Source organism: Pararhizobium sp. DWP1-1-3 (assembly GCF_049896125.1).
GTDB lineage: Bacteria > Pseudomonadota > Alphaproteobacteria > Rhizobiales > Rhizobiaceae > Pararhizobium.
Window position 1 is genome coordinate 126,802 of sequence record NZ_JAFCTR010000013.1, and the last position, 26,252, is coordinate 153,053.

At 60.1% G+C, this 26,252-nt stretch carries 31 protein-coding genes and 1 tRNA gene; 10 read left to right on the forward strand and 22 right to left on the reverse strand.

The annotated features are described in order from the left end of the window. Positions 1-11: 11 nt before the first annotated feature. The 3 genes from ACP7BS_RS22815 to ACP7BS_RS22825 all read left to right on the forward strand — a co-directional run bounded on the left by ACP7BS_RS22815 (position 12) and on the right by ACP7BS_RS22825 (position 4,074). A complete protein-coding gene (locus ACP7BS_RS22815) occupies positions 12-1,574 on the forward strand; it encodes an undecaprenyl-phosphate glucose phosphotransferase (protein ID WP_426239921.1) in 1,563 nt (520 codons plus the stop codon). Then, positions 1,571-2,842, forward strand: coding sequence for an O-antigen ligase family protein (locus tag ACP7BS_RS22820; RefSeq protein ID WP_426239922.1), 1,272 nt, complete (start codon positions 1,571-1,573; stop codon positions 2,840-2,842). The genes ACP7BS_RS22815 and ACP7BS_RS22820 overlap by 4 nt, the downstream gene beginning before the upstream one ends. A 65-nt stretch (positions 2,843-2,907) precedes the next feature. Further along, positions 2,908-4,074, forward strand: coding sequence for a glycosyltransferase family 4 protein (locus ACP7BS_RS22825; protein WP_426239923.1), 1,167 nt, complete (start codon positions 2,908-2,910; stop codon positions 4,072-4,074). Positions 4,075-4,188: 114 nt separating this feature from the next. Here the strand turns inward: ACP7BS_RS22825 and ACP7BS_RS22830 are convergent, their stop codons facing one another. Next, positions 4,189-4,866, reverse strand: coding sequence for a hypothetical protein (locus ACP7BS_RS22830; RefSeq protein ID WP_426239924.1), 678 nt, complete (start codon positions 4,864-4,866; stop codon positions 4,189-4,191). A 205-nt stretch (positions 4,867-5,071) separates the two neighbouring features. Between ACP7BS_RS22830 and ACP7BS_RS22835 the strand changes: the two genes are divergently transcribed. The 4 genes from ACP7BS_RS22835 (at position 5,072) to ACP7BS_RS22850 (ending at position 6,878) form a co-directional block, all read left to right on the forward strand. Next, positions 5,072-5,148 (forward strand) — tRNA-Pro (locus ACP7BS_RS22835). A gap of 482 nt (positions 5,149-5,630) precedes the next feature. Next, positions 5,631-6,116, forward strand: a complete 486-nt coding sequence (locus tag ACP7BS_RS22840) for a hypothetical protein (protein ID WP_426239925.1) — start codon at positions 5,631-5,633, stop codon at positions 6,114-6,116. Continuing rightward, positions 6,100-6,480: a helix-turn-helix domain-containing protein gene (locus ACP7BS_RS22845; RefSeq protein WP_426239926.1), complete on the forward strand. Its 381-nt coding sequence runs from the start codon at positions 6,100-6,102 to the stop codon at positions 6,478-6,480. Before ACP7BS_RS22840 ends, ACP7BS_RS22845 begins: the two co-directional genes overlap by 17 nt. Beyond that, positions 6,480-6,878 (forward strand): hypothetical protein, encoded by a 399-nt coding sequence (locus tag ACP7BS_RS22850; RefSeq protein WP_426239927.1) that lies wholly within the window; start codon positions 6,480-6,482, stop codon positions 6,876-6,878. The genes ACP7BS_RS22845 and ACP7BS_RS22850 overlap by 1 nt, the downstream gene beginning before the upstream one ends. Before the next feature lie 71 nt (positions 6,879-6,949). On the opposite strand, the gene ACP7BS_RS22855 is transcribed toward ACP7BS_RS22850, so the two are convergent. From ACP7BS_RS22855 to ACP7BS_RS22900, 10 genes are all read right to left on the reverse strand, one after another. Continuing rightward, positions 6,950-7,216 (reverse strand): hypothetical protein, encoded by a 267-nt coding sequence (locus tag ACP7BS_RS22855; RefSeq protein ID WP_426239928.1) that lies wholly within the window; start codon positions 7,214-7,216, stop codon positions 6,950-6,952. Between the two features lie 86 nt (positions 7,217-7,302). Continuing rightward, positions 7,303-7,671, reverse strand: a complete 369-nt coding sequence (locus ACP7BS_RS22860; protein WP_426239929.1) for a hypothetical protein — start codon at positions 7,669-7,671, stop codon at positions 7,303-7,305. Positions 7,672-7,791: 120 nt separating this feature from the next. After that, a complete protein-coding gene (locus ACP7BS_RS22865; RefSeq protein WP_426231766.1) occupies positions 7,792-8,037 on the reverse strand; it encodes a DUF982 domain-containing protein in 246 nt (81 codons plus the stop codon). 100 nt (positions 8,038-8,137) lie between these two features. Next, complete coding sequence (locus tag ACP7BS_RS22870; protein ID WP_113316048.1) at positions 8,138-8,671, reverse strand: MerR family transcriptional regulator; 534 nt, start codon at positions 8,669-8,671, stop codon at positions 8,138-8,140. Between the two features lie 154 nt (positions 8,672-8,825). Next, positions 8,826-9,164: an integration host factor subunit alpha gene (locus ACP7BS_RS22875; RefSeq protein ID WP_113316049.1), complete on the reverse strand. Its 339-nt coding sequence runs from the start codon at positions 9,162-9,164 to the stop codon at positions 8,826-8,828. A gap of 94 nt (positions 9,165-9,258) precedes the next feature. Then, the gene (locus ACP7BS_RS22880) at positions 9,259-10,230 is read right to left on the reverse strand and encodes a beta-ketoacyl-ACP synthase III (protein ID WP_426239930.1); all 972 of its coding nucleotides are present in this window, start codon (positions 10,228-10,230) and stop codon (positions 9,259-9,261) included. A 5-nt stretch (positions 10,231-10,235) separates the two neighbouring features. Further along, entirely contained in the window at positions 10,236-11,294 is a 1,059-nt protein-coding gene (gene plsX / locus ACP7BS_RS22885) for a phosphate acyltransferase PlsX (protein WP_426239931.1), read from the reverse strand. A gap of 204 nt (positions 11,295-11,498) precedes the next feature. Then, entirely contained in the window at positions 11,499-12,050 is a 552-nt protein-coding gene (locus ACP7BS_RS22890; RefSeq protein ID WP_426239932.1) for a YceD family protein, read from the reverse strand. A 58-nt stretch (positions 12,051-12,108) separates the two neighbouring features. After that, positions 12,109-12,648: a ubiquinol-cytochrome C chaperone family protein gene (locus ACP7BS_RS22895; protein WP_426231947.1), complete on the reverse strand. Its 540-nt coding sequence runs from the start codon at positions 12,646-12,648 to the stop codon at positions 12,109-12,111. Beyond that, complete coding sequence (locus ACP7BS_RS22900; protein WP_426231955.1) at positions 12,599-12,814, reverse strand: hypothetical protein; 216 nt, start codon at positions 12,812-12,814, stop codon at positions 12,599-12,601. The genes ACP7BS_RS22895 and ACP7BS_RS22900 overlap by 50 nt, the downstream gene beginning before the upstream one ends. On the opposite strand from ACP7BS_RS22900, the gene ACP7BS_RS22905 reads away from it, so the two are divergent. Then, positions 12,780-13,304: an outer membrane protein assembly factor BamE gene (locus ACP7BS_RS22905; protein WP_426231770.1), complete on the forward strand. Its 525-nt coding sequence runs from the start codon at positions 12,780-12,782 to the stop codon at positions 13,302-13,304. The genes ACP7BS_RS22900 and ACP7BS_RS22905 overlap by 35 nt on opposite strands. Positions 13,305-13,425: 121 nt before the next feature. Here ACP7BS_RS22905 and ACP7BS_RS22910 read toward each other — a convergent pair whose 3' ends face one another. The 4 genes from ACP7BS_RS22910 to ribH form a co-directional block, all read right to left on the reverse strand. Then, on the reverse strand, positions 13,426-15,564 hold the full coding sequence (locus ACP7BS_RS22910; RefSeq protein ID WP_426239933.1) for a sodium-translocating pyrophosphatase: 2,139 nt from the start codon (positions 15,562-15,564) through the stop codon (positions 13,426-13,428). A gap of 219 nt (positions 15,565-15,783) precedes the next feature. Next, on the reverse strand, positions 15,784-17,019 hold the full coding sequence (locus ACP7BS_RS22915; protein WP_426239934.1) for an MFS transporter: 1,236 nt from the start codon (positions 17,017-17,019) through the stop codon (positions 15,784-15,786). 9 nt (positions 17,020-17,028) lie between these two features. Next, complete coding sequence (gene nusB / locus ACP7BS_RS22920) at positions 17,029-17,523, reverse strand: transcription antitermination factor NusB (protein ID WP_426239935.1); 495 nt, start codon at positions 17,521-17,523, stop codon at positions 17,029-17,031. Further along, the gene (gene ribH, locus ACP7BS_RS22925; RefSeq protein ID WP_113316057.1) at positions 17,520-17,981 is read right to left on the reverse strand and encodes a 6,7-dimethyl-8-ribityllumazine synthase; all 462 of its coding nucleotides are present in this window, start codon (positions 17,979-17,981) and stop codon (positions 17,520-17,522) included. The genes nusB and ribH overlap by 4 nt, the downstream gene beginning before the upstream one ends. A gap of 207 nt (positions 17,982-18,188) precedes the next feature. Here ribH and ACP7BS_RS22930 point away from each other — a divergent pair, with 207 nt between their 5' ends. Beyond that, positions 18,189-18,692 carry a cupin domain-containing protein gene (locus ACP7BS_RS22930; protein WP_426239936.1) on the forward strand — a complete coding sequence of 168 codons (504 nt, stop codon included), beginning with the start codon at positions 18,189-18,191 and terminating at the stop codon, positions 18,690-18,692. Between the two features lie 42 nt (positions 18,693-18,734). Continuing rightward, a complete protein-coding gene (locus ACP7BS_RS22935; RefSeq protein ID WP_426231776.1) occupies positions 18,735-19,253 on the forward strand; it encodes a GNAT family N-acetyltransferase in 519 nt (172 codons plus the stop codon). 117 nt (positions 19,254-19,370) lie between these two features. Here the strand turns inward: ACP7BS_RS22935 and ACP7BS_RS22940 are convergent, their stop codons facing one another. From ACP7BS_RS22940 to ACP7BS_RS22970, 7 genes are all read right to left on the reverse strand, one after another. After that, a complete protein-coding gene (locus ACP7BS_RS22940; RefSeq protein ID WP_426239937.1) occupies positions 19,371-19,991 on the reverse strand; it encodes a riboflavin synthase in 621 nt (206 codons plus the stop codon). Then, complete coding sequence (gene ribD / locus ACP7BS_RS22945) at positions 19,991-21,103, reverse strand: bifunctional diaminohydroxyphosphoribosylaminopyrimidine deaminase/5-amino-6-(5-phosphoribosylamino)uracil reductase RibD (protein ID WP_426239953.1); 1,113 nt, start codon at positions 21,101-21,103, stop codon at positions 19,991-19,993. The genes ACP7BS_RS22940 and ribD overlap by 1 nt, the downstream gene beginning before the upstream one ends. 69 nt (positions 21,104-21,172) lie before the next feature. Then, positions 21,173-21,646: a transcriptional regulator NrdR gene (nrdR, locus tag ACP7BS_RS22950; protein WP_037107514.1), complete on the reverse strand. Its 474-nt coding sequence runs from the start codon at positions 21,644-21,646 to the stop codon at positions 21,173-21,175. 27 nt (positions 21,647-21,673) lie between these two features. Then, entirely contained in the window at positions 21,674-22,975 is a 1,302-nt protein-coding gene (glyA, locus tag ACP7BS_RS22955) for a serine hydroxymethyltransferase (RefSeq protein ID WP_426239938.1), read from the reverse strand. Between the two features lie 182 nt (positions 22,976-23,157). Beyond that, a complete protein-coding gene (locus ACP7BS_RS22960) occupies positions 23,158-24,483 on the reverse strand; it encodes a L,D-transpeptidase family protein (RefSeq protein ID WP_426231779.1) in 1,326 nt (441 codons plus the stop codon). Between the two features lie 549 nt (positions 24,484-25,032). Further along, positions 25,033-25,545, reverse strand: a complete 513-nt coding sequence (ldtR, locus tag ACP7BS_RS22965; RefSeq protein ID WP_426239939.1) for a transcriptional regulator LdtR — start codon at positions 25,543-25,545, stop codon at positions 25,033-25,035. A 131-nt stretch (positions 25,546-25,676) separates the two neighbouring features. Then, a complete protein-coding gene (locus tag ACP7BS_RS22970) occupies positions 25,677-26,216 on the reverse strand; it encodes a DUF6163 family protein (RefSeq protein WP_426239940.1) in 540 nt (179 codons plus the stop codon). Positions 26,217-26,252 lie beyond the last annotated feature (36 nt).

Genomic DNA, 26,252 nt, shown 5'->3' on the forward strand with positions numbered 1-26,252 from the left:
GGGCGGATATCATGAACCAGATCGACAAACCGGATTCTTTCGACACCGACGCTTTGCGCAAGAAGATTTCCGATATCCGCTCGACTGCGCCTGGGGAAAAGCGCGACGACGAACCCAAGCGCGAACTCAATCCGCTCGCCCGCCGCATCGCCTCGCAATTCCGCACCGATACCTATTCGCCGAACATGATCATCGGGCTGATCCGTCTGCTCGAAATCACCGCGCTTTTCGCCATCGGCTATGCCGTCCACATGCTCTATGTCGCGCCGCGACTGGACGAATTGCTCGGTTACTGTGCCCTTATCGCCGGCGTTTCCGTTCTGACGGTGGTGTTCCTGCAGCTATGCGACGGGTATCAGGTTCCCATGCTCAGATCCCCGGCCCGGGTCGTGCCGCGCTTGATCGGCTGCTGGACACTGGCTTTCGCTGCCATGACCATGGTGCTCTTTCTGCTCAAGACCGGGGGCACATTCTCACGCTTCTCCTTCGGCATCTGGTATGTGCTTGGAGCGGTATTTCTGATTGCGGAACGGGCTTTCATCGCCTTTTCGATCCGCCGCTGGGCGCGCAATGGCATCATGGAACGCCGCGCCGTCATCGTCGGCGGCGGCCAGCCGGCCAAGGATCTGATCCGTTCGCTTGAACAGCAGACGGACAACGACATCCGCATCTGCGGCATCTTCGATGATCGCGACGAGCGCCGCTCGCCCGGTATCATCGCCGGCTATCCCAAACTGGGCACTGTCGCCGAACTGGTCGATTTTGCCCGCCTTACCCGGATCGATATCCTGATCATCGCGCTGCCGCTTTCGGCGGAGCAGCGAATCCTCGAACTTCTCAAGAAGCTTTGGATCCTGCCTGCGGATATCCGCCTCGCCGCCCATGCCAACAACCTGAGGTTCCGCCCGCGCAGCTATTCGCATGTCGGCCAGGTCCCGATGCTGGATATCTTCGACAAGCCGATCGCAGACTGGGATTCGGTCGCCAAGCGCATCTTCGACGTATTCTTCAGCCTCGTGGCACTGGCCTTGCTCTGGCCGGTCCTTATCGGCGCTGCGATCGCCGTGAAAATCAGCTCCCCCGGCCCGATCATCTTCAAGCAGAAACGGCATGGCTTCAACAACGAGATGATCGACGTCTACAAGTTCCGCTCGATGTATACCGACATGAGCGACCCAACGGCCCGCAATGCCGTCACCAAGGGCGATCCGCGTGTCACCCGCGTCGGCCGTTTCCTGCGCAAATCGTCGATCGACGAATTGCCCCAATTGTTCAACGTGCTGAAGGGCGAACTGTCGCTGGTCGGACCGCGGCCGCACGCCGTTTTGGCCCAAACCGCCGAACGGACCTATTCCGAGGTCGTGGAGGGCTACTTCGCGCGCCACCGCGTCAAGCCCGGTGTCACCGGCTGGGCGCAGATCAACGGCTGGCGCGGCGAAATCGATCATGACGACAAGATCAAGTTCCGGACGGCGTTCGACCTCTACTACATCGAAAACTGGTCGTTGTGGCTGGACCTGAAGATCCTGTTCCTGACACCGATCCGCCTTCTCAACACGGAAAATGCCTATTGAGCACCCCGGCCGCCACATCTGCCGCGGGGTTTTCCCCGCAGATGGCTACCGTCGCCATCCTCGGCTCGGCGATGGTGACGTTCGGCGTCTTCCTGTCGGGCTTCGTCATTGCCGAGCCGGCTCCCTACGAAGTCTTCATGGCGGCACTGATCGGCCTATGGTTTCTTTTCGGCCTTAAAATCTCGCGTTCGGTCGCACCGCTTCTGGCTCTGCTCATCCTGTTCATGACCGGCGGCATTCTGTCACTGACGGTGATGAGCGATCTCGCCACGGCGCCGATGTACATGGCGGTGTCCGGCTTCCTCTGCCTCACGTCGGTCTTTTACGCCGCCATCATCGAAACCCGGCATGAACGGCTGAAGCTGATCTTCGATGCCTGGGTTGCCGCTGGCGTCATCACCTCCCTGCTCGGCATCCTCGGCTATTTCGGCGCAATACCCGGAGCTGCGAATTTCACGCTCTACGACCGCGCCAAAGGCGCGTTCCAGGACCCAAACGTCTTCGGCCCGTTTCTGGTGGCACCGTCGCTCTACCTGATGTACCGGCTGCTAAGCGACCGGATCGCAACGGCCCCGATCAAGGCCATCGCCATCCTGATCATGGCGCTCGGGCTTTTCCTTTCCTTCTCGCGTGCCGCCTGGGCGCTCTACCTGTTTTGCGCCTGCGCGCTTGTTTTCGTCATGCTTCTGAAACAACGCACCGGCGCCTTCCGGCTGAAAATCCTCGTGTTGGCGCTGGGCGGCGCCTTGCTGATGGTCGTGGCACTTGCCGTTGCCCTGCAGATCCCGCAGGTGGCCGACCTGTTTTCAAGCCGCACCCAGCTTGTTCAGGACTATGACGGCGGCCATCTCGGCCGTTTCGACCGCCACAAGATCGGCTTCCTGATGTCGATGGAAAAGCCGCTCGGCATCGGCCCGATGGTGTTCAGCACGATGTTTCCCGAGGACGAGCACAATATCTGGCTCAAATCGCTGACTTCCTACGGCTGGCTGGGATTCGTCTCCTACGTGACGCTGATGATCTGGACGGTGACGATGGGCTTTCGCTTCCTGTTGCTCGACCGGCCCTGGCAGCCCTATCTGATGATCGCCTGGATCGTGCTGATCGGTCATGCCGCCATCGGCAATGTCATCGATACCGACCACTGGCGGCATTTCTTCCTGCTGCTCGGCATCGTCTGGGGCTGCGGCGCCCTGGAATACCGCCACCGGCGCGGCCTCACCAGAGTGCAGTTACACCGCCCCTCCCCGGCGCCAACGCTGCGTTAACGTCAAGCCTGTACATAGAGGGCAACAGATCGGCTTCATAGCGGGGTCGGCGGCGGAATGTCAGAATGAATATCGACCCCTTTACTCCCGGCGCTGACAGCGGCCTGCGCATCCTGCAGGTGCTTGAGCCCAGCGGCGGTGGATCGGGCCGCCATTTCCTCGATCTCTGCCGTGGCCTGCATGCGCGGGGCCACCATGTCGAAGCGGTCTATTCGCCGATCCGGGCCGAAGACGCCTTCGTGCGCGAATTGAAGTCGCTTGCCCTGCCCGCCGTGCACGCAGTCGCCATGAAGCGATCCCCTGGCCTCTCCGACGTCGCCGCCCATCGCGCCTTGCGGTCCATCATCAACCACGGCACGCCGTTCGACATCGTCCATGGTCATAGCTCGAAGGCCGGCGCGCTGACCCGCCTGCGCCTTCCCGGCGTCCACGCGCCACGGGTCTACACGCCGCATGCTTTCCGCACCATGGACCCGACACTCGGCAGGATCGGGCGGCTGATTTTCGGCAGCATCGAGACCATCCTGGCCAAGCTTTTCACCGATCACCTGATCTGCGTCTCCGACGACGAATATGCCCATGCCCGCTCACTCGGCATGCCGGCGCGAAAACTGTCGGTCATCATCAACGGCGTGACGCCGCCGCCGCTCGACATGGTAAACACCGTGCGCGCCAGCTTTGGCATTTCGTCCGATGCCTTCGTCTTCGGTTTCGTCGGCCGCTTGTCGCCGCAAAAGGCGCCCGAACGTTTGATCGAAGCCTTTCGCAATGCCGCCTCAAGATTGCCCGGCGCCGAACTGATCATGGTCGGTTCCGGCGAACTCGAACAACAGGTCCGCGTTGCCATCGCCGAAAGCGGCGTGCAGAAGCGCATTCGCCTGACCTCCGCCTTCACCGGTCCGCAAGCCGTTCCCGCCTTCGACGTGCTGGTGATGCCGAGCCGCTACGAGGCGATGTCCTATGTCATGCTGGAAGCAGCAGCATCGGGAAAGCCGATCGTCTCCACCGATGTCGGCGGCGCCTCGACCGCCATCGACAAGGACAGAAGCGGCCTGATCGTGCCCAATGACGGCGATACAACCAAACTCGCCAACGCCATGGTGGAAAGCGCCAACCCGGAGCGCCATCGCCAGCTCACCGAGGCGGCACTTGGCCGGATGGCGAATTTTTCGATGGGCCAGATGATCGACAAGACCGAGGCAGTCTACAGGCGGCTCGTTGCTGCCCGATAGGCCAAACGACCAAACGAGGCCGCGATCGCCTACAGGCTTCCGTATCCTTTAGGCCGTCGATGCCAAACTCCCCATGGCGGGATACGGCAACGGAGGCGACGGCAGGGCAAAAAATCACCCCTGCGCGCACCAGCCCTGCTTGCCGCCCGGCATGCGCCGGGCAAGCCCTTCGGAAACCAGCATATCGCCGATCGAACGTCCCTGCCCGACCGTGACCTGGGTCTCCTGACCGGAGGCGCCGGCCAGGTGAACCTCGCCGGCATTGAGAATTTCCCAGAGCCGTTTCTTCGCCAACGAGCCGAGCTTGCGCTCGTCGTCGCATTTGGCCTGTTTGATTTTCGGCGCCTGGATATCGGCGATCTGTATTTTTCGCCGCCCGTACCAGAACGTGCCGCCATCGACGACGCAGTTTTCCAGCGTTTCGGTGCAGAAATAGAAAGTACCAGGCCTGCGGCCAGAAGTCTTCTGCTCCCCAACGGTCTTGAGCGCACCTACATCCACGGCTGCCTGCTCCACCGGACGCGCAGCCGGCATCGCGAGTGCGGGCTGTGCGGAAGACTGGGGTTTCTCAACGCGTTTTTCCGGCGCGGACTGTTTCTCAACGGACCGCGGCTTGGCGATCGATGCCGTATAGAACGGCGCCGCCATCGGCAGGATCTGCGCCCGGTGATCGTAAGCCATAACAGCGCTCACCGACAACACGCCGGCCAGATACCACGGCCACATGCTTGTTTTGGTCTGCTTGCGGCCCGTGCGCCGCTTCTGGCCTTTTCTGGCCGCCGTCTTTGCCATCACCCGAATCCCCTGTTCGCCCGCGCATTATCGCGGCAAGGGATTGCCGAAAACTTTAAGGATCTTGAAAATCTGCCGCAGCCCGCATGTTTGCTGCAATTTCCGCCGCAGCGAAAAACGTCACCGCTTTTTCCCGGGATTTACACCGTTTTCTAAAATCAACACTTGCGCGCCAAGTCCCGATTATATACCCCTCTTTTCGGTTCGGAGCGTAGCGCAGCCCGGTAGCGCACTTGACTGGGGGTCAAGGGGTCGTGGGTTCGAATCCCGCCGCTCCGACCATTTTCTCCTTGAAATCCCTAGTAAACGCCTGTTGCCTTTTTCTTTTCTACCGGAAGAAAATGGAACAAACAGACGCCAATGCACTCGGTTGGGAACATAAAGTCCCGAAAAAATCCTGAACAAACCAGCGTTTTGTTCCAGTCTTGTTTTGACTGAAGGGTTCAGATTGATTCTTTCCAACGGGCTAGGCGATCCCAGGCAAAGAATTTTCACATCGGTAGCTTCATGCACCTCGGCCCAGATCGTCCACAAATCCTCTTAAACAAACAGCGGGCCAGCCCCTACCGCAGATAATATTTTCACGATCGACCATAGCGCCAACTTGTTACATCAAAACGAACGGGATGAATGCCAAGTGGAGAAGCGCCGTTGCCGGTACTCTACCACTACCCATCGCTTTGAGTTGACACCACCACCATAAGATGAGCATAGAAAGAAAAATCCAACCCTACATTCCTTATTAATGTTTTTTGTTGACTTATATGGCAACATTAGATGAATTGGTAGCAAGCGGCGCTCTGATAAAAATCAGGGTGAACCTTTCATTGCCGGACGTAGAAAGGCGTGCGCTTTGCGTGCTCCCGCCGGTACGGAATTGGATTTTGAAAGTGCTGCCAACTCTTACGTCTTTTGAAGCAGACGATATCTCGCCTCTACTTCAGGCGCGTGCACTGTTTAAAATGTTCATTTCCGGCGAAGCTCTGTCTGAAGGCCTAATGTTTCGTCTCATGAACCCAATGGAAAGTGACATTTATGAGCTGAAGAGTGCGGATCTGCGTTTTTTTGGATGGTTCTACAGACCCGCAATCTTTATCGCAGTCGCGGCCGATACAATGGAACGCGTTCACTCGGTTGATGGGCTGTCATCCGGATATCGAAATGCCGTTTCTTCGGCGCGTGATGAAATTGATCTTGATCCGCCGAAATACATTGAAGGAGCGAGTGCTAGCCATGTCTTTTCTTTTTGAGCTCGATCCAAAGGACGAAGCAGTGGCCGACCTAGTGGCGGAGGCAGGGAAAAAACTGCAGCGTGCTATAAATATTCGTGGGCTTACGCAAAACGAAATAGCTCAGAAACTCGGGGTTGATCGCTCTCGTGTTAACAAATGCCTGTCCGGTTTTAGCAATCTTACGCTTAAGTCCTTGGCGGAAATTTCCTGGGCTCTGGATGGCAAAGTTAAGTTAGACATCGAACTTTATGGCGAAGAGCAGGACCAGACCGCTGACGAAGCAATCACGAATGTTGTAGCTTTTGTTGGTCGGCAAACCCCTGACGAGCAGGAGCAATCCGCGATCCCCGATCCGTCAATTCTTAATCGGGCTTTTGGCTAATGAACATCGACGTTACGTTCTGTGACCAAGTTCGCAATGAAACGAATGGGAAGATATTTTTAATAGGTGTCTACCCAGCCGATGTGATGATGGTCTCTCAGATTCCCGGTAACGTGCACGTTTCGGCTTGGGTAAAAGTGCGCGACCTACAGGTAGGCGCTTACGATTTTGAAATGTCGTTCCTATCGCCGCAGGCTTCGCTGCAGTCGCCAACACCTTACTACGCTAATGTGTTCATTAGCCATTACGGCATTCCGGCAACGATGCACTCTGGCCCTGCTTCAATACCCTTGTCGGAGCCAGGTTTCGTAACGCTCAGACTCAAAATAACGGACGCTCTTCAAAATGTGGTTTGCGATCAAGTTGCCGGGAAAATTTTTATAGGCAAGCAAACGTAGGGACCTATCGTACCCTATGCTTGTTAAATAGCCGCCGCGCATCGCGGAGGTTGGGCCTCAATACCCAGCCTTCAATGCACTGAAACGTCGGTCTCAGGTTCTTCCAGGAACGACTCGATGCCATCGCGTTCGACGGTGGCCAAGAACTCTTCGAAGGCTTCCTTGTCCGTGGCGAACGGCTCTTCCCAGACTGTCAGCCCCTCGTCCTGGTCAATCACTTCCAGCGTCCAGCCATCGGTGCTGCCTTCCTTGCGGAAGATATCGACGAGCACGGTGATATCGCCTTCGGTGAATTCGCCGGAAAAATCGGAATGTTCGAGCTTCTGCTTCTTCGTCATGGTCATTATGCCTGTTTCGCGTTGGTGACACTGCATAATTCCTGAAACCGGTTCCGGTTCAAAAACTATTCAGCACATTTAAACTGCTACAGCGCCCCTTGCCCGCCCTGTCCGGCCCGCGCGGAGGTCGTCGCCGTCAGCCGGCCTCTGGAGCGTTCGCGCGTGGCGCTGCCCTCAAGCCGCTTGGCCGCTTCCTTGATGTCGAGCGGCGCAAAAAGAGCACGATATTCCGGCCTTGTCATCGCTGCTTCCATCGAAAATTCGGTCTTGTTTGCCTCGACCAGGCGTTCCAGACCCGTCGTGCCGGGCTTGAACACCAATTCGCGCGCCGCCTCGACGCCACCTTTCAGGATGACGAGGCGGCGAAACAGAACAGGCCGGAAGCCGATTCGCGCACAATGATCGTAGAGCGCCAGCATCTCGCCGTGAAACTTTGCCTGCAGGGCCTTGGTCATCTCGTTCCTTCTCACTCGCACGACAGACATATGGAGATGCCGGCGGCTTGCGCCAAGAGCCCTTTTACCCTTCTGGTGCGACGGCCAAAAGACCGCTTTCGCGCCAACCGCGCGGCGCCTTTAATCCTGCACCGCAATCTCCGCTTCGGCAGCCGCCGCCAGAAAGGCCTTGCGCGCGTCTTCGGCCGGACGTTTGCCTTCGACGACCTCAGCGCAGATTTCCAGCGCCCGGTCCAAAGCCGGTGCATCCTCCAGCGGCCAGTCCTCGATCATCGCCCAGGAGGCCTCTGTCGTATTGGAGATCGTCACGTATTTGCCCGGCCCCTCCAGGGCGAGCGTCACGCTTTTCGTCCAGGACTTTTCCATTGTCTTGCCTTGCTGAGAATTCGGTCGGGGTTCCTACCATGAACGGCAGGGCGGCACGAGGGGAAAGCGTGACAGGGTCGGCTATAGCGGTGCCGCGATTTCAGCGCACCTGGTCGAGCAGCCGCTTGCATTCCAAAAGGTCGTAGAGCGCTTCCTGCAACAGCGCCCTGTCCTCCTTGCCGACCGATGTCTTGCCGATCGAAATTTCCGGCGTTTCGTCATTGCCGCCTACGAAAGAAAAGAACCGGCGGCTGGCCGGGGCTTTGGCGCGGCCGACGATCTGATCCTCGTCGGGATTGCCGAGTTTCGGCTGTGCCGGTTCCTCGATATTGGCGGCAGCCAGCGCCTCGACGGTTGCCAGATCGCCGCTGGCGATGGCCGCGACGAACTTGTTGCCGTTCATCTTCAAAAGCTTCTGCACGCCCTTGATCGTGTAGCCGTGATCGTAAAGCAGATGGCGGATGCCCTTGAGCAGGTCGACATCTTCCGGGCGGTAATACCGCCGGCCGCCGCCACGCTTCATCGGCTTGATCTGCAGGAAGCGCGTTTCCCAGAATCTCAGCACATGCTGCGGCAGGTCGAGATCGTCGGCCACTTCACTGATGGTGCGAAATGCATCCGGGCTCTTGTCCATGTCTTCCCCCATTCCGCATCGAACATGCGCGGCATTCGCCACGCGGCTCTTGCCGCAGGTCTCTGGTGCCGTGACTGCGTAAGATTACACGAATCAAGCGCATTTCAATGGCTTATGGAGGTGTTTTCAACCACTTTAATGATCGGAGGTGGATTTAGGCGGCTGGAGACTGCGGTTTCAACTTGGCCTTGCGCTGCAGATGCGCCTTGAGCACGCGTTGCTTCAGCACGTTGGAGGCCTTGAACGTCATGACGCGGCGGGGAGAAATCGGGACTTCCTCGCCGGTTTTCGGGTTTCGCCCGATGCGCTCGTTCTTGTCTCGCACCTGAAACGTTGCGAAGGACGAAAGCTTGACGCTTTCACCCCTCACGATGGCATTACAGATTTCGTCAATCACGGTCTCGACCAGTTCAGCCGATTCCGTTCGCGAAAGACCGACCTTGCGAAAAACCGATTCGGCCAGGTCTGCTCGTGTCACCGTTTTTCCGCTCATCTTCCCCCACCGATTTTCTTGAAATATCGATTAGCCCGGAAAGAGTATTGCCCTTGTCCATTCCGGTCAAGCGTCTGCACCATATCACATTTTTTTACCAGCGCAGCAGTACAGAACCCCAGGTGAAGCCGCCCCCCATCGCCTCAAGCAGGACGAGATCACCCTTTTTGATGCGTCCGTCCGATGCCGCGACATTGAGTGCCAAGGGAATCGAGGCTGCCGAGGTATTGCCGTGGAGATCGACGGTGACAACCACCTTTTCAAGCGGAATTCCGAGCTTCTTGGCCGAACCGTCAATGATCCGGCGATTGGCCTGGTGCGGCACCAGCCAGTCGAGATCGTCGGCGGTCGTGCCGGTCGCCTCGAACGCGGCCTCGATCACGTCGGTGATCATGCCGACCGCATGTTTGAAGACCTCGCGGCCCTCCATGCGCAGATGGCCGACCGTGCCGGTGGTCGAAGGACCGCCATCGACATAGAGCTTTTCCTTGTGGGCGCCGTCTGAGCGCAACTGCGCTGTCAGGACACCGCGATCAGCCGTGGTGCCTGAGCCTTCCTGGGCTTCCAGAATCAGCGCGCCGGCGCCGTCACCGAACAGCACGCAGGTCGTGCGGTCGTTCCAGTCGAGAATGCGTGAAAACGTTTCGGCCCCGATGACCAGCACCCGCTTGGCCAGCCCGCCGCGGATATAGGCGTCCGCCGTGGTCACCGCGAAGATGAAGCCCGAACAGACGGCCTGCAGGTCGAAGGCGGCGCCGTGATGCATGCCGAGCCGGTTCTGGATGTTGACGGCAGTTGCCGGAAAGGTGTTGTCGGGCGTCGAAGTGGCAACGATGATCAGGTCGATGTCGGCGGGCGTCAGGCCGGCATTGCCGAGAGCCGCGCGTGCGGCCCCTTCGCCAAGCGACGCCGTGGTCTCCCAATCACCGGCGATGTAGCGCTGGCGGATGCCGGTGCGCTGCACGATCCATTCATCGGTCGTGTCGACCTTGTCTTCCATTTCGCGATTGGTCATCACCTGCTTCGGGAGGGATGCCCCAAAACCGCGAACCACAGAACGGATCATGCTTTTCAAACCTCGTCTGCCGTGCCTGTCGCTGCACCTTCGGAAGGGCGCGAGGCATGGTATTTTTGCACATCGTTTTCGATCTTGGCCTTCAGCCCGTTGCGGACCATGTCGTAGCCGACGTCGATAGCGGCTGCGAAACCTTCCGCGTCCGTTCCTCCATGGCTCTTGATCACGACACCATTAAGGCCGAGGAAGACGCCGCCGTTGACCTTTCGCGGGTCCATCTTCTCGCGCAGCCGGTCGAAGGCGCCCTTGGCAAGAATATATCCGATCTTGGCCAAAAGCGTACGCGACATTGCCGCGCGCAGATATTCGGCGATCTGGCGCGCCGTACCTTCGGCAGCCTTCAGCGCAATATTGCCGGAAAAACCTTCGGTGACCACCACATCGACCGTGCCGCGGCCGATATCGTCACCCTCGACGAAGCCGAAATAATCGATGCTGTCGATGCCGGCTTCGCGCAGCAGGCGCCCGGCTTCCTTGACCTGTTCCTGGCCCTTGATTTCCTCGACGCCGACATTGAGCAGGCCGAGCGTCGGGCGCTCGACCTCGAACAGCGCGCGCGCCATGGCGCCACCCATCAGGGCAAAATCCATCAGCTGCTGCGCATCGGCGCCGATCGTCGCACCGACGTCAAGCACGATGCTTTCGCCCTTCAGCGTCGGCCAGATCGCCGCAATCGCCGGGCGCTGGATACCCGGCATCATCCGCAGGCAAAACACCGACATCGCCATCAGCGCGCCGGTATTGCCAGCCGAGACCACCACATCGGCCTCACCCTTGTTGACGGCGTCGATCGCCTGCCACATGCTGGCCTTGCCACGGCCGCGCCGCAGCGCCTGGCTCGGCTTCTCGTCCATAGCTATCGCCAATTCGGACGCATGAAACGTGCTGTTCGCCTTGAGCTTGGGATATTTTTCCAACAAAGGAGCACATTGATCTGCAAGTCCGTACAGCGCGAAACGGATATCGGGATGCCGTTCCAGCGCCTTGGCGGCGCCCGGGATGACGACCTGCGGACCGAAGTCGCCGCCCATCACATCAAGAGAAATTCTGACCACGCGTGCCCTATCCTTTTTTCCTGCCACACTGCATGTTTCGTTCCAGCGCAATCAGCATGGGCGATGGAGACACACGTGTTTTCATGACATTTGAGACGTAACGGCCCCACTTAAGGAGCAAAACGGCCCAACGGGCTGGATTTTGGCCAAAATACCGTTTTTCGCTGATGTGACAACCGAATTGTGCCGCACGCTGCCGTTCACTCAGTCCTTTTTCCAATCCTTGAGGACTGCAAAGGGATTTGGACGGACATCGTCTTTTTCGCTGCTTTCGATCCGCTCCCCGAAGCTCACCCCCGCTTTTCGCGGATAGGGATCGATGGCAAGTGCTGCATGTTCGGTCACGGTAACACCGACATCGATGGTGTCGCCGGTAAACACGTCGGGAAGATCGGGACCTTCCGGATCGAGAATCATCTCGCCGCTATCGTTGGCGGCGATCCGCGCCAGCCGCGATCCCTCCGGCACGAAGATCGCTTCGACGGGTTCATCGATGTTCGATTCGACCGGCTCCAGCGTCACGACGCAAGCCTGAACGATCCTGGCCTTGACCCGGCCCTTGATCTTGACGCCGTCCCGCTTCCAGCGGGCAACCTGCAACTCGGCGGCCACCGACTTGACCTCCAGGACATTCCAGAGATCGCGCAGAGCCTTGCGTTCGGCCTCATTTGCCTCGAGACGAACCGTCACGGCGTTGGCGGAAATATTGCCGACCTTGACCGGATAGGAGAATGCGGGTTTTTCGTCGTGGTTCATCGTCTGGTCCTTTCGGGCGGCGCTGCCGCCCAAGATAGTGCTGCCGGTTAGACCGATATCAGGCGGCCGCTTGCGGCAGGTCGATCCGGCCGGTTTCTACGACATCCTCGCCTTGCTGCGCAAGCTGGGCTTCGGCAGCCAGCAGATAGTCGGCGAGGCCCAGCATCGACAACGCGTGATCGTCCGTCTGCGGATGGAAATTGCGCTTCAACGCGGCGGCCAGCTCGCTGCGGTCGCGCCGCTCAAGCGCCGCTGCATAGCTTTCAAGCCGGCCATAGAACATCGATGCCAGCTTCTTCATGCGCTTGGGCACGCTGACATCGCCGACGCCGAGCTCGCGGATCGAATGATCCACATCCTCGAAGAACGCGTCGATGATCTCCTGGGAAATCTCCTGGCCGGCGCGGCGCGAGCTGCGGGTGCGGCGGAAATACAGGATCAGCGATGCCGACAGCATCTCGAAACGGCCCATCACGGTGTCCGGCACATCAAGGTCGGTATAAAGATACGGACGGCGGGCGGCGGCGGTCAACAGCGCGTATTGGCGCTCAACGATGGCCGCATTGCCGTTTTTTTTGCCGAACAGTCCGAATATCATCATAAAGCCCAAGTTTGCCTGCTTCAAAATGCGCTAGCCCGCGCATCCTGTTATTGCATGATTGCCGAAGCTGGTTTACCGAAGCAGGCACGAAATGCAATGGCGCATCTGCCAGCGTTACCTTGGGGGAGATGTCGTTGACGAAACGGTATTTCAGGTCAGACATGAAATTTCTGAATAACGTCGCCTTTACATTGGCAATTTGCGTAACCACCCTTTCCGGCTGCAAGACGGCCGAGATGCTGAACACCAGCGAAACCATCAATCAGGGCTATGTCGTCGACCAGGAGACGCTGGCGCTGGCGCCGGTCGGCTCCAGCCGCGAGCAGGTGCTCCTGTCGCTGGGAACGCCATCGACGACGGCGACATTCGACAATGAAGTGTTCTACTACATTTCGCAGAGGCGCCAGCGTCCGGTCGCCTTCATGAAGCCGAAGCTGGTCGATCAGAGCGTGCTCGCCGTCTATTTCGACAAGGACGGCGTCGTTTCGCAGTTGGCGCACTACACGCTGCAGGACGGCAAGGTCTTCGACATGATTTCCCGCACCACGCCAACCGGCGGCAAGGAAATGACCTTCCTCGGCCAGCTGCTCTCCGGCAACGGTATCGGCAAGAGCATGGCGAAATCGGTGCTTGGCAACGCCAACAACCAGTAACCGCCAACCTCACGATCTTCACGAAAAACCCGCCGGCGATATATGCGCCGGCGGGTTTTTCTTTGTTTTGGGTCCTTCGCCCGCCAGCCCGAAATGGTGCGGCGGGCTCGGCCTTCACCCTTTATCCTGCAAGCACCGCCAGAAGCAGCAATGCAACGATATTGGTGATCTTGATCGCCGGATTGACGGCCGGACCAGCGGTGTCTTTGTAGGGATCGCCGACCGTATCGCCGGTGACGGAGGCCTTGTGGGCTTCCGACCCCTTCAGGTGGCGCGTGCCGTCCTTGTCGACGAAACCGTCTTCAAAGCTCTTCTTGGCATTGTCCCAAGCACCACCACCCGAAGTCATCGAGATGGCGACGAAGATACCGTTGACGATGACGCCGAGAAGCGAGGCGCCGAGCGCTGCAAAGGCGGACGCCTTGGAGCCGGAGATCAGCAGCACGCCGAAATAGACGACGATCGGCGCCAGCACCGGCAGCAGCGACGGCACGATCATTTCGCGGATCGCCGCCTTGGTCAGCATGTCGACGGCGCGGCCGTAGTCCGGCCGGTCGGTACCCGCCATGATGCCCGGCTTTTCCCGGAACTGGCGGCGGACTTCCTCCACCACGGCACTGGCCGCACGGCCGACGGCCGTCATGGCGATACCGCCGAACAGGTAGGGGATGAGACCGCCGAAGATCAGGCCTGCGACGACATAAGGGTTGGACAGATCAAACGAGATCGTTCCGACATCGGCGAAGTACGGATACTTGTCGCCATTGGCGACGAAGTATTTCAGGTCGTTCGAATAGGCGGCGAACAAAACCAGCGCGCCGAGACCGGCAGAACCGATCGCATAGCCCTTCGTGACAGCCTTGGTCGTATTACCGACCGCATCGAGCGCATCGGTCGATTTGCGCACCTCCGGGGGAAGACCGGCCATCTCGGCGATACCACCGGCATTGTCGGTCACCGGACCGAAGGCATCCAGTGCCACGATCATGCCGGCAATGCCGAGCATGGCGGTGACGGCGATGCCTGTGCCGAACAGGCCTGCGAGCTGGTAGGTCGAGATGATGCCGCCGACGATGACGAGCGCCGGAAGCGCTGTCGATTCCAGCGAAACGGCGAGCCCCTGGATGACGTTGGTGCCGTGGCCGCTGACGGAGGCCTGGGCGATGGAATTGACCGGCCGCTTGTTGGTGCCGGTGTAATATTCGGTAATCACCACGATCAGGGCGGTGACCACAAGGCCGAGAATGCCGCAGATGAACAGGTTGGTGCCGGTGATATCCTTGCCCTCGACGGTGCCGATCGAGCCCCAGCCGATGGTCAATGACGTGGCAAGAGCGAGGCCGACGATCGACAGCAGGCCCGTGACGATCAGGCCCTTGTAGAGTGCGCCCATGATCGAACCGTTCGAGCCGAGCTTGACGAAGAAGGCACCGATGATCGAGGTGATGATGCAGGCGCCGCAGATGGCCAGCGGATAGCTCATCACAAGGCTGAGATTGGCCCCGCCGGCAAAGAAGATCGCGGCCAGAACCATGGTGGCAACGATCGAGACCGCATAGGTTTCGAACAGATCGGCCGCCATGCCGGCGCAGTCGCCAACATTGTCGCCGACATTGTCGGCGATGGTGGCCGGGTTGCGTGGATCGTCTTCCGGAATGCCGGCTTCCACCTTGCCGACCAGATCGCCGCCGACGTCCGCACCCTTGGTGAAGATGCCGCCGCCGAGACGGGCGAAGATCGAGATCAGCGACGCACCGAAGCCGAGCGACACCAGCGCATCGATCACGTCACGCGAGCCTACGGCAAGGCCAAGACCGGCCGTCAGAATGAGGTAGTAGATAGTGACGCCGAGCAGGGCCAGACCTGCAACCAGCATGCCGGTGATCGCACCGGACTTGAAGGCGATATCGAGACCTGCCGCAAGACTGACGGAGGATGCCTGTGCCGTGCGCACGTTGGCTCTGACGGACACGTGCATGCCGATGAACCCGGCCGCACCCGACAGAACCGCGCCGATCAGGAAGCCGATGGCGGCTGTCACGGAGAGAAGAACCCAGGCACCGACAAAGACGACGGCACCGACGATGGCAATGGTCATATATTGACGTGTGAGATAGGCCTGCGCCCCCTCGCGTATGAAGCCTGCAATCTCTTGCATGCGGGCATTGCCCTGATCGGCAGACAACACCGATCGCGTTGCCCAGATGGCATAAACCACCGAAAGCAACCCGCATGCGATAACGCCCAGAAGTATGGTCATTTCGCGATTTCCTCCGTTTAGCCTACGGGCTCACTCCGTTCCGCAGGCCCCCAAAAAGCGCTGCAGACCAAGCCTCCTCTTCAAGCAAGGGCCGCATACGTGGCTGCAGAGTGCTGTGGCGAATCGGGATCGTCAAGCCGCCAAAACCGGAAAAACCCACGTTTTTCGGTATGTTGGCGGCGGCTTACAAGTCGGGAATACCTCTTTGGGAGAAAAATCTCAGACGGCGCGCCGCCTTTCGGCGACAAACAGCGCAACAAGCAGCAAAACGCAGAATGCCGTTACCGGCCAGACGGCAGCGCTCAGCATGTCCCAGCCGTAGGCCGTCAGCACCTTGCCGGAGCCAAACGAGGCAAGCGCCACCGTGCTGAACAGGATGATGTCGTGAAAGCCCTGCACCTTGTCGGCTTCCTGCGGCCTGTAGCTGGACGCAACGATCGCGGTCGAGCCGATGAAACCGAAATTCCAGCCCGCACCCAGCAGGATCAGCGCACCCCAGAAATTCCACAGCGTAACGCCCGCATGCGCGACCAGCGCGCACAGCATCAAGATGACCAGTCCGCAGGCGACCACGCGCTCAGGACCATAGCGGCTGACCAGCATGCCGGTGAAGAAGCTCGGGGCAAACATGGCCAGCACATGCCACTGGATGCCGAGCGTCGCCAAGTCCTGCGAGAACCCGCAGCCGACGACCATGGCGATCGGCGCGCCGGTCATCATGAAGGTCATCAGCGCATAGGTGGAGATGCCGCAGACCATGCCGGTGAGGAAGCGCTGGGTCAGCACGATCTCGCGCAGCGGACGGATGGGGCCCATGGATGCCGCGCCAGCGGCCGGACGCAGGTCCGGCAGCCGCAGGAACGCCAGGATGGCGATCGCCGCCAGGCAGGTGGGAACCATTGCGATGAAGGCACCGGCAAAGAACACCGGGGCCAGCGCATCCTTGGCCAGGATGACCAATTGCGGCCCGAGCACGGCAGAGACCATGCCGCCGGCGAGAATCCACGAAATCGCCCGGGGCTTGTAGAAACGCGGAGACGCATCGGCGGCGGCAAAGCGCAGTTTCTGGGTGAAGCCGCCCGCCATGCCGCAGATGCACAACCCGAGCGCAAACAGCCAGAAGTCGTTTCGAAACAACGCAGAGGCGGCGACCAGCCCGCCGCCGGCACCCAGAAGTGCGCCGACCACGAACGCTGCCTTGCGGCCGATAAATCTGGACATGGCGGTGACGAAAATGGCGCCGAGCGCGACGCCGACATTGAAACCGGTCAGCGGTGCAGTCGCCAGCGACTTGTCGTCGCCGAGCAGCTGATAGCCGGCAACACCGCCGACGGAAAAGACGATCGGGCCGATGATGCCAAGAATGGCCTGTGCCGCCGTCAGCAGATAGACATTGCGGCGGGCATCGCGCAGTTCAAGACCCACGCCCTGCACCCCGCCTGCCCGCACCGTCATCGCATGACCTTACTTCTTGACGTCGGTTCTGATCGTGCGAGCGATCCGGTCGAGCACCGCGTTGACCAGTTTCGGCTCGTCCTGTTCGAAGAATGCCTTGGCGATTTCGACATATTCGGTGACGATCACGGCGACCGGAACGTCCTTGCGTTCGCGCAGCTCGAACGTGCCGGCGCGCAGGATGGCACGAACGGTCGAATCGAGACGCGACAAGGCCCAGTCGTCCTGCAGAGCGGTGCCGATCAGCGGATCGAGCAGACGCTGATCGCGCACGACGCCGGCAACGATCGAGCGAAACCACGAGGCATCCGCCTTCAGATAGGTATCGCCGTCGATTTCCTGGCCAAGCCGGTGGGTTTCGTATTCTGCGACGATCTCCAGCACGCCGGTGCCGCCGATATCCATCTGGTACAGCGCCTGAACGGCGGCAAGACGGGCTGCGCCACGCTGGTTTGCCTGCTTGATCGGCTGGTCGGCCGGCGGATTGGTGGGAGTGTCGCTCACTGTTCGCCGCCCAGCTTGATCTTCAGGTCGATCATGGTCAGCGCCGCACGGGCAGCAAAGCCGCCCTTGTCGCCTTCGCTCTTCTTGGCCCGGGCCCAGGCCTGCGCGTCGTTTTCGACGGTCAGGATGCCGTTGCCGATGGCAAGACTTTCGCTGACGGCAAGATCCATCAGGGCGCGGGAGGATTCATTCGAGACGATGTCGAAGTGGTACGTCTCGCCGCGGATGACCATGCCGAGCGCGACGAAACCGTCATACTCGGTGGCGCCATTGTCGATGCCGTCGAGCGCCATCGCAATTGCCGCCGGGATTTCCAGCGCGCCGGGAACGGTCACGACGTCGTAGGTCGCACCGGCATCCTTGAGCGCCGACGTGGCGCCGTCGAGCAAGGCGTCGGCCATATCATCATAGAAACGCGCTTCCACAATCAGAATATGTGGTTTTTCGGTATCGGACATTTGTCACCTGTCTGAAATTGGGGGCCGGACATCTCCAGCGCAGGCGGCGGTCAAACCACGCTGGAGCCCGGTTGGCAAGCATTTTTCGCGGTTTGCATGGATTTGGCCGGCCGTTCGACCATCGCTCCATGCAGAACAGCTGAAATTGGCGCCGTCTTTTCAATCCGATGGCGTCTCTGTACAAGTTTCGCCGAGATGGAGAAAAATATGACAAAGTTGGAAAAACCCGTCGTCAACCCGGCTGACCTTGAGCTGGACCACTGGCAGGAAGGCACTTTCTTTGAATCCCGCGACGCGTCCTTCGGCGCACAGCTCGGTCTAAGGAATCTCGGTATAGGCTACGGTGAAGTTCCGCCGGGAAAATCCGGCTGTCCGTTCCACAATCACCATATCGAGGAAGAGCTGTTCGTCATTTTGAGCGGCGAAGGCGAGTACCGCTTCGGGCCGGATCGCTATCCCGTCAAGCCCGGAGACGTGCTGGGGGCACCGGCCGGGGGACCCGAGACTGCGCACCACCTGATCAACACCGGTAGCGTCCCCCTCACCTACCTGTCGATTTCGGCAAATGCGAAGGCCGAGATCGTCGAATATCCGGATTCGGGCAAATTCCTGGCCAAGTCGCGTGCAACACCCGGTGGAAAACCCGTCTTCCGTTTCGTCGGACGCAAGCAAAGCGAAACCGATTACTGGGACGGCGAGCCGGGAATCTGATCGAATACCGGCATCATCATCTCTAACGGACTGAACAGCCTCATGCACAGCGTCCCCACCATCGAAACCGAACGTCTGATCCTGCGCCCCTATCGCCGCGACGACTTTGCCGCCTACGCCGCGCTGTTTGCCGATCCGGAAGTCACCCGCTTCGTCGGCGGCATACCGTTTTCGCGTGAACAGGCCTGGACGCGCTTCCTGCGCCAGGTCGGCATGTGGCACTATTTCGGCTTCGGATTTATGGTTTTGCAGGATCGCGGGACCGGCCAATTTATCGGCGAAGCCGGCTTTCACGATCTGCACCGTGGCATCAGTCCCTCGGTCGAAGGCACGATGGAAACCGGCTGGGCACTGTCGCCACGCTCCCATGGCCGTGGCCTCGCAACCGAGGCCGTTGGTGCAGCGCTGAAATGGGGCGATCAGCATTTTCCGTCGCTGAAGAAGACCTGCATCATCGATACCGGCAACCTCGCATCGCTGAGGGTGGCCTCGAAACTGCAATTCAAGGAAACCGGGCGGACGACCTATCACGGCGCAAATGTGATTTTGCTGGAGCGGTGAGGTTTCGCCTGGCGTAGTCGCCGAGACAAATCAGCCCATCCATACCGGAGAATGGTTTGATCCGCTCCCGGACAATCCGGGCGGGATCAGACCATTCCGGAGATCGTTCAAGCCGGTTTATTCGGCCTTTGGTGCCGGAAACTCAGCCAGCCTCGCGGCATAGCGGGCCATCGTGTCGACTTCGAAATTGACGAAATCGCCGGCCTTGCGCTCACCCCACGTCGTCACCTCAAGCGAATGCCGGATCAAAAGCACGTCGAAATCCGTTCCATCGACGGCGTTGACCGTCAGGGATGTGCCGTCCAGCCCAATGGAGCCCTTCGGTGCCACGAATTTCGCCAGATGTGCTGGCGCGCGCAGGCGAAAACGCGTCGCCTCGCCTTCCGTTTCGACGGAGAGAATCTCAGCCTTGCCGTCGACATGACCGGATACCAGATGGCCGCCCAGTTCGTCGCCGATCTTCAGCGAGCGTTCCAGGTTGATCTTCTGGCTCGCCGTCCACGACGAAATCGTCGTCAACCGCAGCGCCTCTTCCCAGGCCTCGACCTCGAACCAGCGGCCGTTGGCGCCTTCTTGCGGCAATGTCGTGACAGTAAGGCAGACGCCGGAACAGGCGATCGACGCGCCGATATCGATGCCCTTTGGATCATAGGCGGTGGCGATACGCAGCTTGATGCCTTCATCAAGCGGCGTAATGGTTTCGACGGTGCCGATATCGGTGATAATGCCGGTGAACATCAGAGGGTTCTTTCGTATTCGTAGGTGTCGAGAAGGTCGTCGCCGAACGTGTCTGTCCGCCTGTGGACGAAGCCCACCGGGATCATCTTCCTGTCAATTGGGGATGGTACCCCCTCCTCGCCAAGGGTGCGCGGCGCGGTAAACAGCAGAATCCGGTCGACCAGTCCGTCATTGAGGAATTGCTGCGCCGTACGCGCGCCGCCTTCGACCAGAAGCGAGGACACGCCGCGCGTTGCCAGAGCTGCCAGCAGATCGGCCGGCACTTGCGGATCGCAGACCACGACTTCGACACCGGCTGCCTCCAAAGCCTGCTGGCGCTCTAAAAAGGCGACCGAGCCGTCGCTCTCACCAGTGACGATCAGGACCGGCACGGTGCGCGCCGTCTGTGCCAGCTTGGAGGTCACCGGCAGATTGAGATCGCCGTCGATGACGATCCGCAATGGCGAGCGGTGCTCCAGTCCTGGGATGCGGGCAGTCAATTCCGGGTCGTCGGCAATCGCCGTGCCGATGCCGACAAGGATGGCGTCGGTTTCCGCCCGCAGCCGATGAACGATGTCGCGCGCCGGGGCACCGGTGATGCTCACCTGCCCCTGTCCCTTGATGCCGATCATGCCATCGGCGGAAACGGCAAGCTTCAGAGTTACATACGGCCGGTTGTTGCGCTTGCGCATGAGGTAGCCCTCAAGCTCGCGCTCACCCTCTTCCTCCAGCACACCGGTGACGACCGCGATGCCGGCATCACGTAGCTTCTCGAGCCCGTGACCCGAGACACGATCATCCGGATCGACCACGGCGACCACCACCCGGGCAACGCCTGCCGCGATCAGCGCATCGGCGCAGGGCGGCGTCTTGCCGTGGTGGGAGCAGGGTTCCAGAGTGACATAGGCCGTGGCGCCGCGTGCAGCCTCTCCAGCGGCGGCCAAAGCCTGCGTCTCGGCATGCGGCCGGCCGCCGGTGGCGGTGACGGCGCTGCCGACGATCTTTGCGCCATCGCCATCATCGCGGACGATGACGCAGCCGACGGACGGGTTGGAACCAGTGGCACCGAGGTGCTGATGGGCGAGGCGCAGCGCCTCCGCCATAAAACGCTCGTCGTCAGCCATTTCCGCCATACCGATGCCCATCCCTACCCTGCAGACGTCAAACGCCGCCCCTTCAGGCGGCGCGTGTATTGGCATCGATCAGGCGCCGGGATCACGTGCGATCTTGGCGCTGATCTCGGCAATGACCTTCTCGAAATCATCCGCATGGGAGAAATCGCGATAGACCGAGGCGTAACGGACGAAGGCAACGTCATCGAGTCCTTTCAAGGCCTCGAGCACCTGCAGGCCGATTTCCTCGGACGGAATTTCCGTTTCGCCGGAGCTTTCCAGCCGCCGGACGATGCCCGACACCGCCCGCTCGATCCGGTCGCGATCGATCGGCCGCTTGCGCAGCGCGATCTCGAACGACCGCAACAGCTTGTCGCGGTCGAACGGCGCCTTGCGGCCGGTCTTCTTCAGGATCATCAGCTCCCTGAGCTGCACCCGTTCGAAGGTCGTGAAGCGGCCGCCGCAATCCGGGCAGATGCGCCGGCGGCGGATGGCGGCGCCATCCTCCGCAGGACGGCTGTCCTTCACCTGGCTGTCTTCCGATCCGCAATAGGGGCAGCGCATCAAGGCTCCTTTTGGAGAGGTCTGGGATCAGAGGTAGGGGTACATCGGGAAACGGCCGGTCAGCTTGACCACCTTTTCACGCACACCGGCTTCGACTGTGGCATTGCCTTCATCGGAATTGGCGACTTTCAGACCATCGAGCACTTCGACGATCAGGTTGCCGATTTCGCGGAAGTCCGCTTCCTTGAAGCCACGCGTCGTACCGGCCGGAGTACCGAGGCGAACACCGGAGGTGACGAACGGCTTTTCCGGATCGAACGGGATGCCGTTCTTGTTGCAGGTGATGTAGGCGCGGCCGAGCGCTGCTTCGGCCCGCTTGCCGGTGGCGTTCTTCTTGCGAAGGTCGACCAGCATCAGGTGGTTGTCGGTGCCGCCCGAGACGATATCGAGGCCGCCGGCAACCAGCGTTTCCGACAGCGCCTTGGCATTCTTGACGATCTGGGCAGCGTAATCCTGGAATTCCGGCTGCAACGCTTCGCCCAGAGCCACGGCCTTGGCGGCGATCACGTGCATCAGCGGGCCGCCCTGCAGGCCGGGGAACACAGCCGAATTGAACTTCTTTGCCAGCGCCTCGTCATTGGTGAGGATCATGCCGCCGCGCGGGCCGCGCAGCGACTTGTGCGTGGTGGTGGTGGCAACATGGCAATGCGGGAACGGCGACGGATGCTGGTTGCCGGCAACCAGGCCGGCGATATGGGCCATGTCAACCATCAGATAGGCGCCGACTTCATCGGCGATCTCGCGGAAACGCTTCCAGTCCCAGATGCGGGAATAGGCAGTACCGCCGGCGATGATCAGCTTGGGCTTGTGCTGCCGGGCCTTTTCGGCAACGGCATCCATATCGAGCAGGTTGTCGCCCTCGCGCACGCCGTAGGAGACGACGTTGAACCATTTTCCCGACATGTTGACCGGCGAACCATGCGTCAGGTGACCGCCCGAGTTGAGATCGAGGCCCATGAATGTGTCGCCCGGCTGCAGCAGCGCCAGGAACACGGCCTGGTTCATCTGCGAACCCGAATTCGGCTGGACGTTGGCGAAGCCGACGCCGAACAGTTTTTTGGCGCGCTCGATGGCGAGCTCTTCGGCGATGTCGACGAACTGGCAGCCGCCGTAATAGCGCTTGCCCGGATAGCCTTCGGCGTACTTGTTGGTCATGATCGAGCCCTGGGCTTCGAGCACGGCGCGCGAGACGATGTTTTCAGACGCGATCAATTCGATCTCATGGCGCTGGCGGCCCAGCTCCTTCTCGATCGCACCGAAAATATCCGGATCGGTGTCGGCAAGTGAACGGCTGAAGAAAACATCGGGGTTGACGACGGAAGCGCTCATTCTCAAAGCTCCTTAAGAGGCGGTGGCACGGTGTTTACCGTCCTCGCATGGCAAGGGCAATACGGGCTGTGCGATTTGCGCCATTTCCCCCATCTGCAGCGCCGGGATGCGACAGGGACGGGAACGCAAAAGGCCGCGCACCTTGACGGGACGCGGCCTTGGTTCGATGAATGCGGACCGGCTTATTGCGGCAGGTTGTCGCGCTCGACGGAACCGGCCGCCTGCTCGATCCCGAAAGTCGTCTGCAGCGCCAGTTCCTGCTCGCCGTCCATCTCGTAGATGTCGTCGCGGAACTGCACGATGCCGTCGGTTGCAGCCCAGGCGGTGATATACTTGAAATAGACCGGAACTTCGACTGCCAGCTTGATCGGCGAGTTCTGGCCGGCACGGATCGTCGCCTCGATCTGCTGACGCGACCAGCCGGGTGTGTCGCGCAAAAGCCAGGTCGTCAGGTCGCGCACGTTCTGGACGCGCACGCAGCCAGAGCTTTCGAAGCGGGCGAGCTTGTTGAACAGGCCCTGCTGCGGCGTGTCGTGCATGTATTCATTGTTGGGGTTGTGGAAGTTGATCTTCGTCGAGGCCATGGCGTTGGTCTTGCCTGGATCCTGGCGGAACGTCAGGTTCGGCGCCTTCTCGGCATTCCAGTCGATCGTCTCCGGAGAAACTTCGTTGCCCTTGCCGTCGATGAGGCGGATGGAATTCTTCTTCAGATATTCCGGATCCTTGCGCATCAGAGGAACGATGTCCTTCTCGACGATCGAGCGCGGCGATGTCCAATACGGGTTGAGGATGACCTCGTAGATCTTCGAGTTGATGATGTGGGTCTGGCGGCTGATGCGGCCGACAACGGCCGTGTGGCGTGTCGCAACGCGGCCATTCTCGACGGCTTCGATATAGGCCGCCGGAATGTTGACCAGCACATAGCGCTCGCCCAGATCGCCCGACATCGACTGCAGGCGGACGATGTTGGTGTTCAGCTGACCAAGCCGGACATCGGCGGCGATGTTCATCGCCTTGACGGAATATTCGCCGAGCACGCCGTCGGCCGGCAGGCCGTGACGGGCCTGGAAGCGCTTGACCGCGCCATCGACATAGCTGTCGAAGGAGTTGGAAATACCGGCGGATTGCGGCAGATCGCCCGAAATGATCAGGCGCTGGCGCAGGGCCTGCACGGAGGGATCGGCGACGCCCATTTCCAGGCGAACCGGCGAATTGACCTGCGGCCAGCCGCCGGCCGAAACGATCTGTTGGTACTGGCCGATGGCATTCTGCGTATTGGCCAGCGTATCCATGCCAAAGATCGGCGTGTTGGAGACGACCGCGGTGGCGCTGCGCGAAGCCTTGGCGTCAAACTGATCGTCCCAAGCGCCGCGGCGCGGTGCATTGATGATATCGTCGAGTGCGTCCTGCGCGAAAGCGCCACCGGCAAATGTTGCAGCGCCGAAGGCCGCCGCCGAGGCAAGGAAGCCACGACGCGAAAGTGCATCAATTCCGGGTTTTTTCGACATATTTCCTACCATCCAATGCTGCTACGCAAAACGCAGAGCTATCACGAACACGGTTAACAAACGTAAACTATACTTGCCGGGTCTCTGCCCGCCGTTCACATTTGTGAGATCATGAATGCAATTAGCGGCCAGTCGCCGATTGGCAACAGAAGCAGCGCAAAACCCGCATTCTCGTGCATTGTCGCTGTCATAGTAATATGGCCGATTCGTGTCACCCACCCGCGACGTTAGACGTCAAGGCGTCCGCCTTGCACCGGTGCGGCATTCGGGAGACATTACCGCTATGTTCACCGAGCGCCCAGGAAGCGGTGAAGGGACCGCACTGGGGAGTTCGTTTCCATGAAGCAGGGACATTTGCGCGTGAGCGCGCGGCGGGATTGATCGGATGACGGTAGGTCATCGCCCTCGGCGCCCCGACGAGCATGGCTTCAATCGGGTACGCATCAACCGGGCCGGAAAACGGTGGCATCATGCATCCTGTGTCCGCTTCTCATCCTGCGGCCGGCAAGCCGCAGGAGAGGAGAAACAGCAGTCAGTCGGTAGCCTTGATCAGAGTTTGTAGAGCATCGTGTCGTTCCAGAAGCGGTCGAGGCGCTGCAGGAGCTTGTTCAGCTGGCCGAACTCGTCGGTGCCGATGCCGCCGACCTTCTGGATCGAGCCGATATGGCGTTCATAGAGCTTGGCAACCGTTTCGGCGATCTCCTGGCCCTCGTCAGTCAGGCTGATGCGGACCGAACGGCGGTCGACACGCGAGCGCTGGTGATTGATGAAGCCGAGATCAACCAGCTTTTTAACATTGTAGGATACGTTGGAGCCGAGATAGTAACCGCGCGAGCGCAGTTCGCCGGCCGTCAGTTCCGAATTGCCGATGTTGAAGAGGAGAAGCGCCTGGACGGCGTTGACATCGGAGCGGCCCGACCGGTCGAATTCATCCTTGACGACGTCGAGCAGACGACGGTGAAGACGCTCAACCAGGTGGAGGGATTCCATGTAGAGCGAACGGATCGCATCTTCGTGGGGATCTTTGACGGCAACGGCCTGCGGTTTCATTTTGGTGTTCATGATGACTGCCTCACTGTTTTGTTTGGCGGTGTATGTTTCTCTTCCCGCCTTGAGGTAGACACTATCGAATACGTATAAAATTCTACTTAAACACCAGCCTTAACAGCGCCTTACTATCCACAGCCCTTGTATCAGGGTAAATCAATTCTTGCAGCACGTGCCTGCCTGGTCCGCTGATAGAAGATCGCAGCCCGGAAAAGCACGAAGGTTACGGCCACGGCGGCATGGAGAATGACCAGCGGCGGCTTCTCCCCGAAAATCTGCGGATAGACCGCAAACATCACGATTTCCGCCCCGGCTGCCGCCACCCAAATGACCGGCCCCCATGAGACCAGTAGCCACAATCCAAGCGCCGCCACGGGGTAGACGACGGCCAGAGCTGTGGCGGCCACCCGCCACGGTACCGGCAGCAGATCGAACCGCCCGCCGCCGCCGAACGAAAAGCCGATCAGCATCGCCCAGTAGTTGAGACCAAACCAGAAACACGACACCGCTACCAGCCGCAGGAACAGCCCGAACAACGTTTCGATCAGCGACAGTTTGGGGATTTTTATAGAATCACGGGCCATGGCGGCGAAGATAGGTCGCAGGCGAGCGCTTTGCCAGACGGATATTTTTCCACAGCCCGCCCCCCGATGGCTGCGCCGTCGCGCTTCAAGGCAGCCATCCATTCAGCAGAGCGTAGCAGAAGCAGCCATGGCGACACG